We start from the raw sequence: 15,759 nt of genomic DNA, 5'->3' as shown, positions 1-15,759 counted from the left end.
CGCGGGCGGCCCCCAGCGTTCGGGTCGACGACAGCCGGCGCCCGCCAACCGCGTTCGCAACCACTGCGTGGCACACCTAGTCGAGGATCTCCCAGGCCAGGGCACGTGGACGTTGCCCATTGCTCGTGAGGAACTGCCGGGCGGCTTCCCGGGCGGTCGCGTTGCTCACTCTGGTGCGCTCGGGCCACGCGTCGGTGGGGGTGCCGGCATAGTCGAACGTGAACGGTGGCCCGGCTTCAAGATCCGGCTCGTACCCCCAGGCGCTGCTGCCATCGGCGCCGACGTGATAGACGAACGACCGTTGCGGGTGGCCGACGCAGATGTCGAGCATGACCGGGAAATCCGCTCCGCTGGGAGCGACGAGGGTAACGCAGTAGGGCAGGCGTTCGGGGTGGTCCTGAGCGACGCTGCTGAGCGTGGCGTCGAGTTCGGCGACGGTATTGACGGACGCCGCGCCGTCACCGCGTCCCCAGGTGATGTCGATGCTCATCGCCGGATCCCTTCTCCTGTTCCGATGTACAGCTTATGGAGCCATGTCCGGTCGCCGTCGGTGAGGAACACCGTCAGGCGGGTTCCCTCCGGCAGGATCGTGGCGAGGATCTTCTCGCAGACCAAAGGTCGTATCGGGTCGTCACATGGAGTGTGGTTCAGCACGAGGACCGCCTCCTCTGGGCTGCCGCGACGCCGGAGAACGGCGGCGGCCTGCGCCTCGGCGTGATCCATGACCGTGGCCTGGGCCAGCGGCGGCTTCAATCCCACCCCGGCGGCGGGAAGCCGGCCGACACGCAGCTGGCGGCTTCGAAGCCGCCCGTCAGGCTCCGCCGAGAAGTCAGGGTCGTGGATGACCGCGCTGTCGGCGAGGAGGACCGCTTCGGTCTTGTCGTGCGCACTGGTGCGACGCGCCAGGCTCGCAGCTGCCCGAAGGACAACTTGTGGTGTGTCAGGTGATGCGGGTGGTCGACGGTTCTCGTCGCCACCCGCCGTCAATTTCCCAGCCCACCCAACCCTCTCGCCCGGGTGAGGATGTCCTGCACCTTGCTGGCTGACTGCGCGACCGCCACGCTCACGCCGTCAAGCTGACGTGCGCTGCGGTCGACCATCTCCGCCGCGCTGTGGTCGGCGGCGCCGTGCAGCGCCGCTTGAATCAACGCCCGCGCTTGGTGCAGTTCAGCGCCGGCTGCCCGGATCAACTCTCGGGACCGATCGAGATGAGCTTTCGCCTGAAGAAGCCGAGTCATCAGTTCCGCCGCGCTCACCGACACACTGTCCCAGAACATCGATGCTCATGCGATGGGCGGTCAGCGCAGACGTCGGGCCGCAAGCGTGCCAAGGGCCGGCGCTATCGCGACGACGGCCAGCGCGGCGGCGGGGCCCCACGTTTGCCACAGGGTGGCGCACAGCGCGGTGCCGCAGCCGCCGCCAAGGAACGTCGCGAGAGTAAGGAGACCGCTGACGCCGCCGCGGGATTCGACGGCGGTGTGGGCGGTGACGTGGGCGGTGAGCAGCATCTGCGTGATGGCCGAGGCGGTGAACGCCGCGGTGGCCGCTGCGACGATCGTCCAGGGGCGCGGGGTGATCGCGGCGTTGAGCATCGTGGCGGTGAGGGTCACGCTCACCGCGGCCAGGACGTGCCGTGCGGGCAGGCGGCGAGCGGCGAGTGCGGCGAGTCGGGCCAGCGCGGCGCCGATCACCGCGCCGGGTAGCAGGAGCAACCCAATCTGCATGGTGCTGTAGCCCTGCTGGTTGAGCAGGTGAGGTGCGGTGTAGAGCACGGCGAACAGAGCGGCGTACACGCTGGCGCCGATGATGGTGGCCTTGTGGAACCAGCCGGCGGTCAGGATCCCGCGGGTGAGGAACCCGCCCGGGTGTATGCGGGTGCGCGCGGCCAGGCCCAGGGCGGCGGCTGCGGTGGCAGCGGCGAGTATCGCGGTGGTGAGCGCGCTGGTGTGGGGTGCGGTTTGCGCGGTCAGCAGCAGTCCGGCGGCGACGGCCGCGAGGAGTCCAGCGCCCGGCCAGTCGAGCCGGTCAAGTTGTGTGCGTGGCGCGGTGAGGGGCCAGCATGACGGGATGGCGGCGATGGACAGCACCGGCAGGATCAGCGCCGCGCGCCAGGACCAGTGCGCCGCGAGCGCGCCGGCCAGCGGGGCGGTCGCGGCGAACCCGGCCATGCAGGCACCGAAGGTCGCCATGCTGGCCCGTCGGTGGGCGGCGGGCAGGCGGGCTGTGCTCGCGAGTGCCGCTGCCATGACCGCTCCGGACCCTGTAGCGAGCAGGACGCGGCCGATGACGACGGTGTTCAGGGTGGGGGCGACCGCGCAGATCAGGGCACCGATGGTCAGTAGTGCCGCGGCGCTCAGGAGTACCCGGCGGGTGCCTAACAGGTCGGTGAGGCGTCCGGCGGTGACCGCGCCGACGCCGACGCCTGCGGCGTATGCGGTCAGGATCCACGCCAGCCCCGCAGCGTTGGCGTGGAGATGGGTGGCGGCGTCGGGAAGCGCGACGGCGGCGGCGCTGACTCCGTAGACAGCGGGTCCATACAGAACACCCAGCTGCCACCCCGCGGTTGAGCCGCTACGGACGACCGTGCTGCCCGTGGAGGTCAACGTTAACGTGCTGGCGGGGGCCGTCATCGGATCCTCACTTCCTGAGCCGGCGCGTAGGCGTGCGCGTCATCGAACGGGTTATCCACAGGCGTCGGCGGCTGTGGATAAAGCTGTGGAGTGGGTTCCCGACGTCGGTGTGCCCAGACAGCGGCGGCTACGACGGCAGGTGCGAGCAGGAACGCCGCGCTGAGGGCGGCCACGACGGCGACGGCGAGCGCGGCCACCGCCGCGCAGGCGCGCTGGCGTGGTGCGGGCAGCAGACGCACCGCCGCGGCGAGGCCGAGCACCGTGACGCAGGCCAGGAGCGCGGCGAACAGGCGCATCAACGTCTCCACGGTGACCACGCGCGGTGCCAGCGCGGCGGCGACCGCGACGACGGCGGCGGCGCCGGCCTGCGCCGCGACGCCGCGTCGGGGCGCGCCGTCGCTGGTCACGACCGCGAGACCGCGGGGCAGGATGCGGTGACGGGCCAGAGACACGCCCGCTCGCGCGCCGGCGGCGACGAAGGTGACGCTGGCCGCGACGGTCAGCAGCACCGCCGCGCCCGCTACCGCCCCGGGCGCCCAGGGCTGACCGGAGATGGCGAGCAGGCGCATCAGCGGCACGGTGGTGTCGCCGGCCTGGTTGCCGAGGACTCCGACGGTGCAGATGGCCAGGCCCGCGTAGAGCACCACGATGATGGTCAGGCTCGCCGCGGCAGCGCGGCGCACCTGCCGGGGGTGGGTGAACTCGGCGCTGAGGTTGGCGGTGGCCTCCCACCCGCAGATGGCGGTGAACAACACGGCGACGGCGCTGCCGACCCCGGCCGCGCCGTGGGGTGCGAACGGGCCGATGCGCTGCGGGTCGACGTGCGGGCCGGCCACGATGATGACGGTGACGAGGAGCGCGACCAGGGCGCCGGTGAGCGCCAACTGCAGGCGCCCGGACACATGCAGGCCCACCATGTTGGTCAGGAACACGACGGCCAGGAGCCCGGCCGCGATCCCTACCGTTGTGGCCGGCGGGGTGTGCAGTGCGGTGGCGGTGTAATGGGCGCCCGCTACCGCGCCAGCGACCACCCCGACGGGGACCGCCGTGTACAGCCAGCAGCCAACGACCGCGGCGGCGCGGTCGCCGAACGCCCGGCCGGTGAACGCGGCGACACCGCCGGTGTCCGGGTAGCGGGCGCCGAGGTCCGCGAACGTCGTCGCGATCAGCGCGGACAGGGCGAGCAGTGCCGCCCACGCCAGCAGGGACGCCGGGCCGGCGGCGCGCACCGCGACCGCCGGCAGGACGAGAACTCCGGGGCCGAGGACGGCCCCGACGCACAGGGCGGTGCCCCGCGCCACACCGATACCGCCGCTCATCGGTTGCCCCCGGCAAGGGGGCCGCCGTTGGGAGGGCGGGTGCGTTGGGCCAAAAGCCTCAACGCCCGGGCGAAGTCGTTCTCGCTCGGCATGCCCGGTGCGGCGAAGAGGGTCGACTGCTGGGCATCAACGCGCCGCCGCAGCTGCCCCGCTAGGTCCAGGCCCGCCCGGGTGGGACGCACGACGGTACGCCGCAGGTCATGCTCTTGCAGTTCACGCCGAATCAGGTCACGGTCGCTGAGCAGACCGAGGGCGTTGGTGAGGGTCGCCCTGGCGATCCCGATCTCCGCCGCGATAGCCGGCGGCTCCAGCACGTCACAAGCGCAGACAAGGACCAGCACGTCGTAGGTGGTCCATGTCAGGTCCGCCTCCCGCAGCACCGTGCGCTCAAGGAGCGCGCGGACGGTGTTGGCGGTGCGGCACAGTTGCGCCACCGGGTCGGACTCCGGGCGGGACGCCGCGCGCCGGTTGTTCATTCGCCGGTGCACACCTGTCACCCGACGGGAGGTGGTGGCGCTCATCGTGACCACCTGCGCTGGCGGGCACGGCGCACGGTCTGCCGATCGCGTCGCCGTCTTTCGCGACTGCGCTTGGCGGGTGTGGGCTGCGGTGAGCTCCCGCGTGAGCGCAGGAAACGCTGACTGGGCATGGTGAACCCCAATTCATCCGTGTGTTGTCGACCGTCGCTGGTGTGCGGTCTCTGGCCCCATGTCAGGACGGGCGTGATCGGCGTCGTTCAGCGGTGTCACCGCCCGATGGCGCCGCGTCAGGGCGCGGGTCAACGAGCCTGCTGCGACGCGAGACTTCTGGTGATCGCTCGGCGATGCGGCGCGTTGCCGCGGGTGATTCGGACCGCCACCGAGGGCGTGCCGGTGCTACTGATCGCGGTCCTGTCGCAACGGCTGCAGGTCAGGCGCGCTGGGAATCATTCGCTGACGTGGACGGGGCGCCGAGTGCGGCGTTGACCCGCTGACCGAGCAGGCGAAGTTGGTGATGGACGTCGACCAGCGCCGCGCGACGCGACGCGGTGGGCCGACGTTCCGCGGTGTCAACGAGAGCGTCGATGTCGCCGCGCAGCTGGGCGAGGCCGGCGCTGATAGCGGTCAACGGCGCCTCGAACGCAGTGGTCGAACTGGTCCGTCGCCTGGTGACACCTCGCCCGGCAGAGCGTCGCCGGACCAGCAGGTGCGGATCGTTGGCCGTGCGGGCCTGTCGTTGTCTGATCACCGCTGCCTCTTCTCCTAGTCGCCACATCAGGGCCACCGCTGCCTGGTTACCGCGCCGAGCGGGGCCGGTGGCAGCGAGACGCTGTGTGAGCCGTGGGCATGTCGTGGGGTGGAGGACCGGCGGGAAGGGCCCCTCTCCCCGCCCGCCGGCTCCCCCGGCCCACCACCTCACCGGCACGGGGGGCCCGATGAGGTGATGAGCTGGTAAGGCAGCACAACTGCTCACCACGTCCGCCCATACCAACGACCGGAGTCCTAAGCGACTTCGTCCGCCGGTGCCGGCGACCTACGCGTCGAGCGGTTGGCCTGCCTCAACAAGCGACGGCGCGTCCCCTCCGACGCCGTCGCCCGCACATCCGGGTGGCCGCATGGCGCACGCCACCCCGATCCGCTACGCTCCAACCAACTTCAGTTCGACTAGCACCGAACCGTAGTTGCCGAAGCGGTACGGAGAGCTAAACACGGAACACCGAGCGCGTCAACTGTGGTTCGCTCGCGAACCAACCAGAGTTGGGAGGGCTGCGTGAGCGACACGCCTGCCGAGCAAGCCGAGGACGCCACCTCCCGGCTGATCCAAAGTCGGCTTCGCGAACTCTTCGAAGCCCGCGGCGAGGACCGGCCGCCCTACACGGAGACCGAAGTTGCCCGGGAGCTCAAGCAACGCGGATACCCGATCACCCCGGAAGGCATCCGCGTTCTCCTGCGCTCACCCAAAATCAACCCCAAGGCCACCACCCTGGTCGCCCTCGCCGAGTTCTTCAGCGTCCCGGCCGGCTACCTCCTCGGCGACGACGACGTCGAACTGACAAGCCGCGAGGCACGAGTCATGGCCAGGTCCTTCGACAAGCTCCTTCCCAGAACCCGCAAAAGCCTCGCCCGGGTCATCGACGAGTTCATGCGCCTGGAGGAAGCCGCGCGCGACAAGGACCCCGAAGCCCCCCACCCAGAGGTCTAGATGATCGATTCCAAGGGGTCAGCGGTCGTAGGCGACCAGTGACCGTAGGACTGGTTGGCCGGTGTGCCAGTTGTGCCCGATCGCCGCGGTCAGCGGCGAGGACGCGCTGCAGGATCCGCACCGCGACGCCGGTGATCGTGCGGCCGCCGTGGTGTTCGAGGTCGAGTTGACCTTTGAAGGTCTGGTTGACCGATTCGATGCTCTGCCGGACGGCTCGTAGCAGGCCACGGCCGGGGCGTTCTGGTTCGGTGCGGTACGCGGGTCGAATGACGGTGATGCCTCTGTCGTTGAGCCACGTTTCGGTGTCGCGGTCGCGGTACCCCTTGTCCGCGACCAGGATCAGCCCGTCTGGGTGGTGGAACATGCTCGGCTGTAAGGTGACCAGATCGACGAGGACTTCACGTTCGTTGGTCTTGGCGTTGCTCAGGGCGAACGCGACGGGCAGGCCGTGCACGGTGGTGACCAGATGCAGCCGCAGACCCCAGAACAGCCGCGAGTGTGAGGCGCAGTAGCCGTAGACGGCCCAGCAGTCCAGGTCGGAACGCAGGGCTGTCTCGCGGGACATGCCGCACGGCACCGGGGTGGAATCAGCGATCCGGATCGGGTGCTGCCACAGGTCGGTGTCGGTGACCAGGACCGCGATCAAATAAGTGAGCTGGGTAGTCAGGCGTCGAAGGCGTTTGTTGTAGCCGGGTTGCTTGGGCAGGTCAGGGAACAGGTGGATCAAGGAATTGCGGGCGTAGCGGATCCAGCGGCTCACGTTGTGATAGCCCCGTAAGGCCTGCATCACCGACACGGTGATCAGCTCGGCGTCGGTGATCTTCGGGGTGATCCCGAACTTCGGCCGGTACGGGTTGAGCTGCGGGGACGCTTTCAATTCGTCGTCGATCCTGACCTACAGTGCGGTCGCGAGGGTGTCCAGATCGACGTGCACGGGGCCTCCATGGTCTCGTTGCCTAGGCAACGCCGATCATGGACGCCCTCGCGCCTGCTCGCTGCACCGAATCCCTAGGAATCGATCATCTAGCTACGCCCGACCCCTACGCAGGGGTGCGAACCGGCTATAAGGGTCGGAACGGTCTGCGAGGATTCGAACGCCGGAATCGGCATGGTTCAACAGCGAGTGGATTCTTTACGGGGGAAGCAAATGAAGGCTGTCGTGTACGAGGGACCGAGGACGGTCAGCGTCAAGGAGGTTCCGGACGCGAGGATCGAGAGACCGACGGATGCGCTGATCCGGATTACGACGACGAACATCTGCGGCTCCGACCTGCACATGTACGACGGACGCACAGACATGGAGCCCGGCCGGGTGCTCGGGCACGAGAACATGGGTGAGATCATCGAGGTAGGCGAAGGGGTCGATCTGGTCAAGGTCGGCGACATGGTGTGCGTGCCGTTCAACGTCTCGTGCGGATGCTGCGCCAACTGCAATCAGGGTCTGACCGCGTTCTGCCTGGTAGCCAACCCGGCGCCCGGCATGGCCGGTGCCGCCTACGGCTACGCGGACATGGGTCCTTACAGCGGTGGTCAGGCGGAGTTGTTGCGAGTGCCGTGGGCGGATTTCAACTGCCTGGTCCTGCCGCCCGATGCGCGGGACCTGAGCAGGCAGAAGGACTACGTCATGCTGTCCGACATCTTCCCCACCGGCTGGCACGCGACCGAGCTAGCCTGCGTGCGGCCCGGCGACAATGTCGCGGTGTACGGCGCCGGACCGGTCGGCCTGCTCGCCGCCTATTCCGCGATCATCAAGGGTGCCAACAAGGTGATGGTGGTCGACCGCCATCCGGACCGGCTGCGCCTGGCCGAGCAGATCGGCGCCATCCCGATCGACGACTCCCAGGCACCACCGGTCGACCAGATCCTGGAGCAGACCGGGGGGATGGGCGCGGACCGCGGCTGCGAGGCCGTCGGTCACCAGGCGCATGATCCGCAGGGCCAGGAGAAGTCGGCACTGACGTTGAACAACCTCGTGCACTCCGTGCGGTTCGGCGGCACGATCGGCGTGGTCGGCGTGTTCATGGCGAAGGACCCCGGGTCGCCCGACCCACTGCAGAAACAGGGCAAGGCGCCGTTCGACTACGGCATGTTCTGGTTCAAGGGGCAGAGCATGGGCACCGGGCAGTGCAACGTGAAGGCCTACAACCGGCAGCTGATGAACCTCATCGCATCACGCAAGGCCGAGCCCTCTTTCCTGGTGTCCCACGAGCTCACGCTCGACGAAGCACCAACGGGGTACCAGAACTTCGATGCCCGCAACGACGGCTGGACCAAGGTTCTGTTGCACCCCGACGGTCATCGCTAGAAGAGTAGCCGCCTCTTAAGGGTCGCCGGGTGGGTTGCTGCACGTGCTGCTCACCCGGTGGCCGGCCTGCCTGGTCCACGTCGCCGAACGGCTCCGGGCGCTGCTCGGCATTATGCCTACGCGACAGCCGGCGTTGGTGACGACGGACGGCGACGAGCCGGCTAGAGGAGCAGGGATGAACCACAGCGAACAGCAACGCCCGGAGATCGTCGTCGGGCTGGTGGCAACCCCACCGGACCACCCCGCTCGGGTGGCCGCGCGGCTCACCACCGAGCTGGCCGGCCGGCTCGCTGAGCGGGTGAGCGCGGATGTGCGGTGGACCGTTCGGGAAGGCTGGGGCGAGGTGGCGCCGCGCCGCGACGGCAGCGTTGAGGCACTGCTCGACGATGTCGCTCGCCGGCGCAGAAGCGACAAGTGGGACGTCGCCATCTGCCTGACCGACCTGCCACTGCACGCCGAGCGGGCGCCGTTGGTCGCGCAGACCTCCGCCCGGCGCCAAGTCGCGATGGTGTCCCTGCCCGCGCTGGGACTGCACCAGCTGCGAGCAGCCCGTGCGGTCGTTCCGGATCTGGTGGGCCGACTGCTGACCGACGCTTCCGACCAGCGGGTGCCGCCGATCGATCGGGCACCAGCCGAGATGACAAGCCGGATGCCGGCCGTCCACCGAGTGGTCGGCGAGGCCGACCCCGGTGAGCGGCGCTACGTCGCCTCAGGGCTGATCGGCCGAGTGCGGCTGTTGACCGGCATGGTCCGAGCCAACCGCCCGGGGCGCGCCCTGCTGGGTCTGTCCAAACTGCTGGTCGGTGCGTTCGGCACGGCCGCGTTTGCGCTCACCACGGACACCATCTGGCAGATGGGCGTTGCGCTCGGCGGACTCCGGCTCGCCGTGATCATGTTGCTCGGGCTGACCGCGTTGGTGGCCCGGCTGATCTTCGCGCATGACCTATGGGAGAAACCAGACCACGACACACCGGCTGAGCTGGCTCGACTGTTCAACCTGGGTACGGTCCTCACCCTCACGCTGGCTACGGCGGTGTCATACGTGGTGCTGTTCGTGGGAACGGTGCTTGTCGGGGCACTGCTGATCGACACATCGGTGCTTGAACAGACCCTGCAGCGACCGGTCAGCTTCGCCGACTATCTGACGCTCGCTTGGATCACCAGTTCGCTGGCCACCGTGGGCGGCGCGATCGGCTCCGGGCTGGAAAACGAGGAAACGGTTCGGGCTGCCGCTTACGGCTACCATCCCGAACCAGGCGGCTGGCGGGACGAGCGAGACGCGCGGTGACCGCGGTCAGCTGGTGGGCAGGAAGACCGCCCGAACGCAGCCGTCGAGTTTCTGTTTGAACATCTCGTAGCCGCGCGGCGCTTCGTCCAACGGCATGGTGTGCGTCGCGAGATGCTCGGTGACCAACTCGCCGCGGGCCATCCGATCCAGCAGCATGGGAATGTAGCGCTGTCCGTGCTGCTGTGCGCCCCGCAGCGTCAGCCCCTTGTTCATCACGGCCCCGAGGGGAAACTTGTCCACCAGCCCGGCGAACACGCCCAGCACGAACACACTGCCACCCTTGCGACAGTTGTAGATCGCCTCCCGCGCAGCGATCGGACGGTCGGACTCAATCCGCAGCTGCTGCTTGACCTGGTCGTACAGGAACTGCGGACCGCTGCTGTGCGACTCCATACCGACCGCCTCGATGCACACGTCCGGGCCTCGACCGCCACTGCGCTCCAGCAACTCGCCGCTGACGTCCTGCTGCTCGTAGTTCAGCGTCTCGACGCCGAGATGCGTCTGGGCCATCTGGAGCCGGTTGTCCAGTCGGTCGATCACGATCACTCGAGCCGCACCAAGCAGCACGGCGGCACGGGCCGCCATTTGCCCTACCGCACCGACGCCCCACACCGCCACGACATCACCCGGTTTGACCCCGGCGAGGTCGGCGCCCATCCAGCCGGTCGGCGCGGCGTCGGAGGCGAACAGGGCGCGCTCATCACTCACCCCATCCGGGACGGTGAAGGCACCCTGATCGGCGTAGGGCACGCGAATAAATTCGGCGTGGCTGCCGGCGAAGCCCCCGAGTGCGTGCGAATAGCCATAGCAGCCGCCGGGCGCGGAACCCCAGACATTCTCGGTGATCATCGGGTTCGTGTTCCCGTTGTCGCACAGCGAGAACTGTTGTTGCTGGCAGTACCAGCACTTGCCGCAGGAGACGAACGAGCAGACGACAACGCGATCGCCTACCTTGTGGTGGCGGACCTGCGAACCGACCTCAACAATCTCGCCAAGGAACTCGTGCCCGAGAACATCGCCACGTTCCATGAACGGGATGTACCCGCCGAGCAGGTGCAGGTCCGAACCACAGGTCACAGTCCGGCGGACCCGGACAATGGCGTCCTGCTCGTTGCGGAGTTGCGGGTCCGGAACCTGCCGCACCGCGAGCTCGTTGGCTCCCTCCCAGACCAGCGCCTTCACAGCCGTCCCTCCCGCCGACCCTCTTGGGTGGCCATCCGCAGTGGCTTGTTCACCGGAGTCGGCTCGGTGGTGGGCGGATAGTCCGGGTGCAGGACTTCACTGGTCTCGATGAGCTGCTTCGACTCCCGCAGCGCAGCCCGGATCGCCTGCTCAGGATCCCGGCCGGTGGCCCGTCGGGCGGCGGCCGCAACAGGAAGTTGGGCACCGTCACGTAGCCGTACCGCGATCTCTGTCCCCCGGTCGCCGGGGGCAGGCCGGAGCCGGACCTCGACGGCGTCGCCAAGCCCGGCCAGCGGCTCGGGGAGTTGCCCGCCGGGAGCGACGTCATTGCCTGGCCGGTTCACCGTCGCCACATGCCACCGCGGCCGACGTCGCCGTGCCTGACCTCGTTGCCAGTGGCCGTCACCCTGGTCAATCCCGCCGAGCAGGCGCCGGACGACCATCCCGCCGCCAACCACGACCGCTCCGCCGATCAGCCATCTCATGTCCGCCCCTGTCGCTTGGTCTGCTCGTGCGGGTGCCGTCGATAATTGGCAATCTCTAGAGCAAACCCTTTCATAAAGGGCGACCCTGCCGGGGCGATTCTGGCACTGAGTGAGCTTCCGCTGGTCAGGTGGCTCCCGCCGAAACTGTCGCAGGCCCTACAACATCTCCAGCGGTTGTGGGCCGGCCGGCGGCGGGAACGCCGTGTCGAGTGCCGCCGCGTCCTCCTCGGTCAGCTGCACGTCGCGCGCTTCGGCGTTCTCCCGAGTGTGTTCCGCATCGGACGATCGGGGGATGGCCGCGACCGTCTCCTGCCGCAGCAGCCAGGCCAGCGCGACCTGAGCGGGCGTGGCCTCGTGTCCGTCGGCGACCTCCGCGACCTGGGGGTGGCCGAGTAGCCGCCCCTGCTCGATCGGCGAGTACGCCATCACCGGGATGCGGTGCTCGCGTAGCCACGGTAGGAGGTCGTACTCGGGACCGCGGCGGGTGAGGTTGTACAGGATCTGATTGGTCGCGCAGGCATCTCCGCCCGCATCGAGCAACTCCGTCATATCCGAAAGGGCGAAGTTGCTCACACCCCACTGCCGGATGTCGCCGGCGTCGACGAGTTCGGCGAACGCCTCGATCGTCTCCGTAAGTGGATGCGTGCCGCGCCAGTGCAGCAGGTAGAGGTCGATGTGGTCGACGCCGAGTCGTTGCAGGCTACGGCGACAGGCCTGCACGGTTCCCTGTCGGCTGGCGTTGGACGGCAGCACCTTGTCGACAAGAAAGACATCGGCGCGGCGTCCGACGATCGCCTCGCCGACGAGTTCCTCGGAAGCGCCGTCACCGTACATCTCCGCAGTGTCGATCATGGTCATGCCCAGGTCGATCCCGGTACGCAGGGCGGCCAGCTCGTCCTGCCGCCGCGCGGGGTGCTCGCCGAGGTACCAGGTTCCCTGGCCGAGCACGGGCATCGTCTGGCCGGACGGCAACTCGATCGCATCGCTGGAGAGGGTCATCTCGGCCTTTCCCGGTCACGAGTGGGTTATCTGCCTTACCCGCTGCTACAGGCAGTACACGCCCATAACGCGCCTGTTCCCACAGCGCCGGCTGTGCGACGATCCGGTGCCGGCGATCTGCCACGGCCCCTGGTCGTTGGTCGAGACCGGCATGGTCACCGCCGGACCCTCACCTCGTTCCCCAGTCTGCGCACCGACATCCGCAACGCCGGCGGGAACTGGGTCGACCAATAGGTGCAGGTCGACAACGGCCTTGTCACCAGCCGCAGCCCCGGCGACCTACCGGCCTTGTGCGCGAAGATGGTCGAGGAACTCGCCCAGGGTGAAGACGTCCGCCAGATGGCGACAGCCTGACCGCTGGGGCTCAGGGCCGGAAGCATCAGGCCGGTCGTGAGCCCGTGCCGGCGGCTTTCCCGCCGGCCGAGACGCCGCCAATGGGCGGGTTGAGGTGGTTCCCCGATCACCCGCATCCGGCCACCGCGACGCGCCCGGTGAATGGCTGAAACTCCTGTCCTGAGGCGACGGTCCGCAGGGCGCCAAGCAATCGCAACCAGGGTGCCCAGCTGTTTGCCCCAGACGACCCTGGGTAGGCGCAGCCGGTGAGCCCGCCAGCCGCAGAGTTGGGCACTCGGTCGGACACCAGCCGCGCCGTGGCGTTCAGCGACGCCATCTTCGCCATCATCATCACGTTGCTGGTCCTGGACCTCCGGGTGCCGGACGTTCCTCCTGGCCGCATCCTGTCTGGCCTACTCAACCAGTGGCCCTCATACGTCGCGTACCTCGCGTCCTACTCGTATGTGGCCGTCGTCTGGCTCAACCACAAGGCGGCGTTCAACCGCATTCAGCAGGTCGATCGCGGCCTGCACTGGATGAACCTGTTCGTGCTGTTCAGCACGGCGCTGCTGCCGTTTCCGACCAGCGTCGTCTCGCACGCGCTGCAGGAACACAACAATACGGACCAGCGTGTGGCCATCGCCTTCTACGCAGCGATCGGCGCGTTGCTGTGCGCGACGTGGCTGGCGTTCTACCACTACCTGGCCCGGAATCCCGATCTGCTGAAGGACCAGGCCAAGGACGACTTCTTTCCCGTGGAGCGGGTCCGGGCCATCGCCGGAGTCGTTCTGTACGTCCTCGCGGGGGTAGTCGGCTACCTGGTGGCTCCCTTGATCGGCCTGGCCATTTTCGTTCTCCTGCCCATCTTCTACGCGATCACCAGCGCCGGCCTGTACCAGCTGCGGGTGACCCGCCGGATCACCCACCACCCTCCCCCGCCACCCTGAGGGCGGGCGAACCGCCGTAGCACCCCGGTCGGGGCGGGTACCCGCCGCAATCCGGTTCGAGAGGGGATCCGAGGTGAACTACAGCCAGTCAGTTGCCGCAGTGCACCCTCCGCGGGGTCACGATTGGCCCAGGTTGGGGTTGGTGACCAGGTTGACGGCGACGGCCAGAATGCCAGTTCCGAAGGTGTAAGAGTTCTTCCCGCTTGAAGTCGATGCCGCCATCGTCGCGGTAGTACAGCCGGGCGTACTTAAATGCGAAGACCGTATTCACCAGCGCCCCCGCCAGGACCACCGCGACGACGCTGAGGATCACCAGCGTGACAGCCACCATGTCCTGCTGGCCCGAGGCGCGGACGAGCGCCGCGGCCACGGCGGCGAGGCTAATGGCGGACGCGATCAGGATCGCCGCATCGGTGGAACTGGATTGGTGCTCCGCCTCAGCAAGCTGCTCGGTACGCCTTGGGCTCGCCGACCAGCAGGCCCGCCACACCCAGACGAGGATCGCCCCCGCCGCGAACGTCCAGATCACCAGCGGCGTCAACTCCGGCGCACCGATCAGCGCGGTAGCGGCCCCCCGACGACACCGACGGCTAACGACCACAGGGCACGCCTAACCGACAGCAGTCGTCCCCGCGCCGGTCATCCCGAATGCTGCTCCACTTGATCAGCGTTCCAGTTCGAACGGATCATGTAGGGAATACCCGAAGTGATTACCGGATCAGGTCGTGAATATCCTGAGCGAGGACCCGCTGGACGCCCAACGGACCCGGAGGTTCAGGGCTGATACTGACCGCGGGTGCGGGGCAGCCACTGGGGATGACTGTCGCGCAGGTAGCCGACCAGCCCCTCGCGCAGGTCGCAGCGCAGGTCCCAGGCGCTGGCGCCGTCGGCAGCCGAGGCCTGCACCTCGATGACCACCGTCTGCGGGGTGGAGTCGACCATCTGGAGAACCCACTGGTCGCGATCCCACAGCGGTGAGGACTCGACCAGCCGGCGCGCCTCCCGGCGCAGGTCGTCCAACTCGGCGGTGTGGTCGACATGAATCTGAACTTTGCCGACGACCCTGGACTCGTTCCGGGTCCAGTTCTGAAACGGCCGCTCGGTGAAGTACGTGGTCGGCAGGATGAGCATCCGCTCGTCCCAGAGCCGGATCACCACGTTGGTCAGCTTCACCTCCTCAACCCGGCCCCACTCGCCGTCCACCACCAGCACGTCGCCGACGTGCAGGCCGTCGGCGAAGGCGACCTGGATGCCGGAGAACGCGTTGCCGAGCGCAGTTCGGGCGGACAGGCCGATCAGTGCGCCGACCACTCCCGCCGATGTCAGCACGGAGATGCCGAAGAGGCGTACCGGCCGGAAGGTGATCAGGATCAGGCCGATCGCGACGATCGTGACCACGGCGACGGTGAGCCGCCGCACGGGGCGAATCTGGGTCCGAGCCCGCCGGATCCGCCGGCTGGCGACCGGGTCGCCCGGCAGTCGGCTGAACGCGACAGCTTCGGCGACGTGCAACACCTTGATCACTAGCCACGCGCCGAGGACGACCAGGACCAGTTGTACGACGTGCCGCAGGTTCCGCTGCCACCCGGCCGACTCCACCGGCAGCGCGTAGTACAGCGCCCCGACCAGCAGGACCGCTGCCGCCGGGCGGCGGCAGGCCTGCCGCAGCGGCTCCAGCAGCCACTGGTAACGGCCACGGGCCACGCGGCGGACCAGCAGGCCGAAGATCAGGTCCACGACCACCACCGCCGCCAGCGTGGCTACTACGATCAACGCGGTACGCATCAGAGGCCGCTCACCGTAATCCCGACGCCAGCTTCCCCGGGCTCCCTGCCCTCCACGTGCCCAGGGTGCCATCGGACTTGGTGATGGGCGGCGAAGATGGCAAACAACCTGGGCCTGGTGACCGCCGGGTCCCACCAGCCCCGTCAGTCTCGGCGGAAGCTCGCCAGGGCCAACCAGTGGAAGGGCTCGGTCTCCTTCCACTGGTTGTCCTGCCGGGTTGTTCTGGACAGTGAGCAGAGGCGGCATGCTCGGGGGCTGCGGCGAAAGGGACGGGTGACGGGGCGGGCTAGTCGACGGGAGCCGCC

At 68.6% G+C, this 15,759-nt stretch carries 17 protein-coding genes; 4 read left to right on the top strand and 13 right to left on the bottom strand.

The window, feature by feature from the left end:
• Positions 1 to 76: 76 nt before the first annotated feature.
• The 7 genes from ACFYPM_RS02570 to ACFYPM_RS02540 form a co-directional block, all read right to left on the bottom strand.
• Positions 77 to 490: an Imm1 family immunity protein gene (locus tag ACFYPM_RS02570; RefSeq protein ID WP_387190468.1), complete on the bottom strand. Its 414-nt coding sequence runs from the start codon at positions 488 to 490 to the stop codon at positions 77 to 79.
• The gene (locus tag ACFYPM_RS02565; RefSeq protein ID WP_387190465.1) at positions 487 to 987 is read right to left on the bottom strand and encodes a DddA-like double-stranded DNA deaminase toxin; all 501 of its coding nucleotides are present in this window, start codon (positions 985 to 987) and stop codon (positions 487 to 489) included. The genes ACFYPM_RS02570 and ACFYPM_RS02565 overlap by 4 nt, the downstream gene beginning before the upstream one ends.
• Entirely contained in the window at positions 984 to 1,277 is a 294-nt protein-coding gene (locus tag ACFYPM_RS02560; protein ID WP_387190462.1) for a hypothetical protein, read from the bottom strand. The genes ACFYPM_RS02565 and ACFYPM_RS02560 overlap by 4 nt, the downstream gene beginning before the upstream one ends.
• Before the next feature lie 21 nt (positions 1,278 to 1,298).
• On the bottom strand, positions 1,299 to 2,630 hold the full coding sequence (locus ACFYPM_RS02555; RefSeq protein ID WP_387190459.1) for an MFS transporter: 1,332 nt from the start codon (positions 2,628 to 2,630) through the stop codon (positions 1,299 to 1,301).
• Positions 2,627 to 3,949, bottom strand: coding sequence for an APC family permease (locus tag ACFYPM_RS02550; RefSeq protein WP_387190456.1), 1,323 nt, complete (start codon positions 3,947 to 3,949; stop codon positions 2,627 to 2,629). The genes ACFYPM_RS02555 and ACFYPM_RS02550 overlap by 4 nt, the downstream gene beginning before the upstream one ends.
• Positions 3,946 to 4,470, bottom strand: coding sequence for a MarR family winged helix-turn-helix transcriptional regulator (locus ACFYPM_RS02545; RefSeq protein ID WP_387190453.1), 525 nt, complete (start codon positions 4,468 to 4,470; stop codon positions 3,946 to 3,948). The genes ACFYPM_RS02550 and ACFYPM_RS02545 overlap by 4 nt, the downstream gene beginning before the upstream one ends.
• Positions 4,471 to 4,858: 388 nt before the next feature.
• Positions 4,859 to 5,176, bottom strand: a complete 318-nt coding sequence (locus ACFYPM_RS02540; protein ID WP_387190450.1) for a hypothetical protein — start codon at positions 5,174 to 5,176, stop codon at positions 4,859 to 4,861.
• A gap of 522 nt (positions 5,177 to 5,698) precedes the next feature.
• On the opposite strand from ACFYPM_RS02540, the gene ACFYPM_RS02535 reads away from it, so the two are divergent.
• Complete coding sequence (locus tag ACFYPM_RS02535; RefSeq protein WP_387190447.1) at positions 5,699 to 6,130, top strand: hypothetical protein; 432 nt, start codon at positions 5,699 to 5,701, stop codon at positions 6,128 to 6,130.
• Here the strand turns inward: ACFYPM_RS02535 and ACFYPM_RS02530 are convergent.
• Positions 6,069 to 7,007 carry an IS982 family transposase gene (locus ACFYPM_RS02530; RefSeq protein ID WP_387190444.1) on the bottom strand — a complete coding sequence of 313 codons (939 nt, stop codon included), beginning with the start codon at positions 7,005 to 7,007 and terminating at the stop codon, positions 6,069 to 6,071. The genes ACFYPM_RS02535 and ACFYPM_RS02530 overlap by 62 nt on opposite strands.
• 282 nt (positions 7,008 to 7,289) lie before the next feature.
• On the opposite strand from ACFYPM_RS02530, the gene ACFYPM_RS02525 reads away from it, so the two are divergent.
• Together ACFYPM_RS02525 and ACFYPM_RS02520 are read left to right on the top strand one after the other, a co-directional pair.
• On the top strand, positions 7,290 to 8,435 hold the full coding sequence (locus ACFYPM_RS02525; RefSeq protein WP_387190442.1) for a glutathione-independent formaldehyde dehydrogenase: 1,146 nt from the start codon (positions 7,290 to 7,292) through the stop codon (positions 8,433 to 8,435).
• Between the two features lie 175 nt (positions 8,436 to 8,610).
• A complete protein-coding gene (locus ACFYPM_RS02520; protein ID WP_387190439.1) occupies positions 8,611 to 9,723 on the top strand; it encodes a hypothetical protein in 1,113 nt (370 codons plus the stop codon).
• 6 nt (positions 9,724 to 9,729) lie between these two features.
• On the opposite strand, the gene ACFYPM_RS02515 is transcribed toward ACFYPM_RS02520, so the two are convergent.
• From ACFYPM_RS02515 to ACFYPM_RS02505, 3 genes are all read right to left on the bottom strand, one after another.
• A complete protein-coding gene (locus tag ACFYPM_RS02515) occupies positions 9,730 to 10,905 on the bottom strand; it encodes a zinc-dependent alcohol dehydrogenase (protein ID WP_387190436.1) in 1,176 nt (391 codons plus the stop codon).
• A complete protein-coding gene (locus ACFYPM_RS02510; protein WP_387190433.1) occupies positions 10,902 to 11,390 on the bottom strand; it encodes a hypothetical protein in 489 nt (162 codons plus the stop codon). Before ACFYPM_RS02510 ends, ACFYPM_RS02515 begins: the two co-directional genes overlap by 4 nt.
• A gap of 156 nt (positions 11,391 to 11,546) precedes the next feature.
• Positions 11,547 to 12,389 carry an aldo/keto reductase gene (locus tag ACFYPM_RS02505; protein WP_387190430.1) on the bottom strand — a complete coding sequence of 281 codons (843 nt, stop codon included), beginning with the start codon at positions 12,387 to 12,389 and terminating at the stop codon, positions 11,547 to 11,549.
• A gap of 650 nt (positions 12,390 to 13,039) precedes the next feature.
• Between ACFYPM_RS02505 and ACFYPM_RS02500 the strand changes: the two genes are divergently transcribed.
• A complete protein-coding gene (locus ACFYPM_RS02500; protein WP_387190427.1) occupies positions 13,040 to 13,669 on the top strand; it encodes a TMEM175 family protein in 630 nt (209 codons plus the stop codon).
• Positions 13,670 to 13,757: 88 nt separating this feature from the next.
• Here the strand turns inward: ACFYPM_RS02500 and ACFYPM_RS02495 are convergent, their stop codons facing one another.
• Together ACFYPM_RS02495 and ACFYPM_RS02490 are read right to left on the bottom strand one after the other, a co-directional pair.
• Positions 13,758 to 14,210, bottom strand: coding sequence for a DUF1345 domain-containing protein (locus ACFYPM_RS02495; RefSeq protein WP_387190425.1), 453 nt, complete (start codon positions 14,208 to 14,210; stop codon positions 13,758 to 13,760).
• A gap of 233 nt (positions 14,211 to 14,443) precedes the next feature.
• Positions 14,444 to 15,454: a mechanosensitive ion channel family protein gene (locus tag ACFYPM_RS02490; RefSeq protein ID WP_387190423.1), complete on the bottom strand. Its 1,011-nt coding sequence runs from the start codon at positions 15,452 to 15,454 to the stop codon at positions 14,444 to 14,446.
• Between the last annotated feature and the right edge of the window lie 305 nt (positions 15,455 to 15,759).

It is taken from the genome of Micromonospora sp. NPDC005203 (assembly GCF_042872705.1).
GTDB lineage: Bacteria > Actinomycetota > Actinomycetes > Mycobacteriales > Micromonosporaceae > Micromonospora.
Note: the sequence above shows the minus strand (reverse complement) of the source record. Positions and strands in the feature narration are given on the sequence as shown.

What these genes read in the sequence shown, in the direction of transcription:
- ACFYPM_RS02550 (WP_387190456.1), bottom strand. Translation starts at nt 3,949, where the DNA reads ATGAGCGGCGGTATCGGTGTGGCGCGGGGCACCGCCCTGTGCGTCGGG.
- ACFYPM_RS02520 (WP_387190439.1), top strand. Translation starts at nt 8,611, where the DNA reads ATGAACCACAGCGAACAGCAACGCCCGGAGATCGTCGTCGGGCTGGTG.
- ACFYPM_RS02560 (WP_387190462.1), bottom strand. Translation starts at nt 1,277, where the DNA reads ATGTTCTGGGACAGTGTGTCGGTGAGCGCGGCGGAACTGATGACTCGG.
- ACFYPM_RS02570 (WP_387190468.1), bottom strand. Translation starts at nt 490, where the DNA reads ATGAGCATCGACATCACCTGGGGACGCGGTGACGGCGCGGCGTCCGTC.
- ACFYPM_RS02490 (WP_387190423.1), bottom strand. Translation starts at nt 15,454, where the DNA reads ATGCGTACCGCGTTGATCGTAGTAGCCACGCTGGCGGCGGTGGTGGTC.
- ACFYPM_RS02555 (WP_387190459.1), bottom strand. Translation starts at nt 2,630, where the DNA reads ATGACGGCCCCCGCCAGCACGTTAACGTTGACCTCCACGGGCAGCACG.
- ACFYPM_RS02545 (WP_387190453.1), bottom strand. Translation starts at nt 4,470, where the DNA reads ATGAGCGCCACCACCTCCCGTCGGGTGACAGGTGTGCACCGGCGAATG.
- ACFYPM_RS02510 (WP_387190433.1), bottom strand. Translation starts at nt 11,390, where the DNA reads ATGAGATGGCTGATCGGCGGAGCGGTCGTGGTTGGCGGCGGGATGGTC.
- ACFYPM_RS02505 (WP_387190430.1), bottom strand. Translation starts at nt 12,389, where the DNA reads ATGACCCTCTCCAGCGATGCGATCGAGTTGCCGTCCGGCCAGACGATG.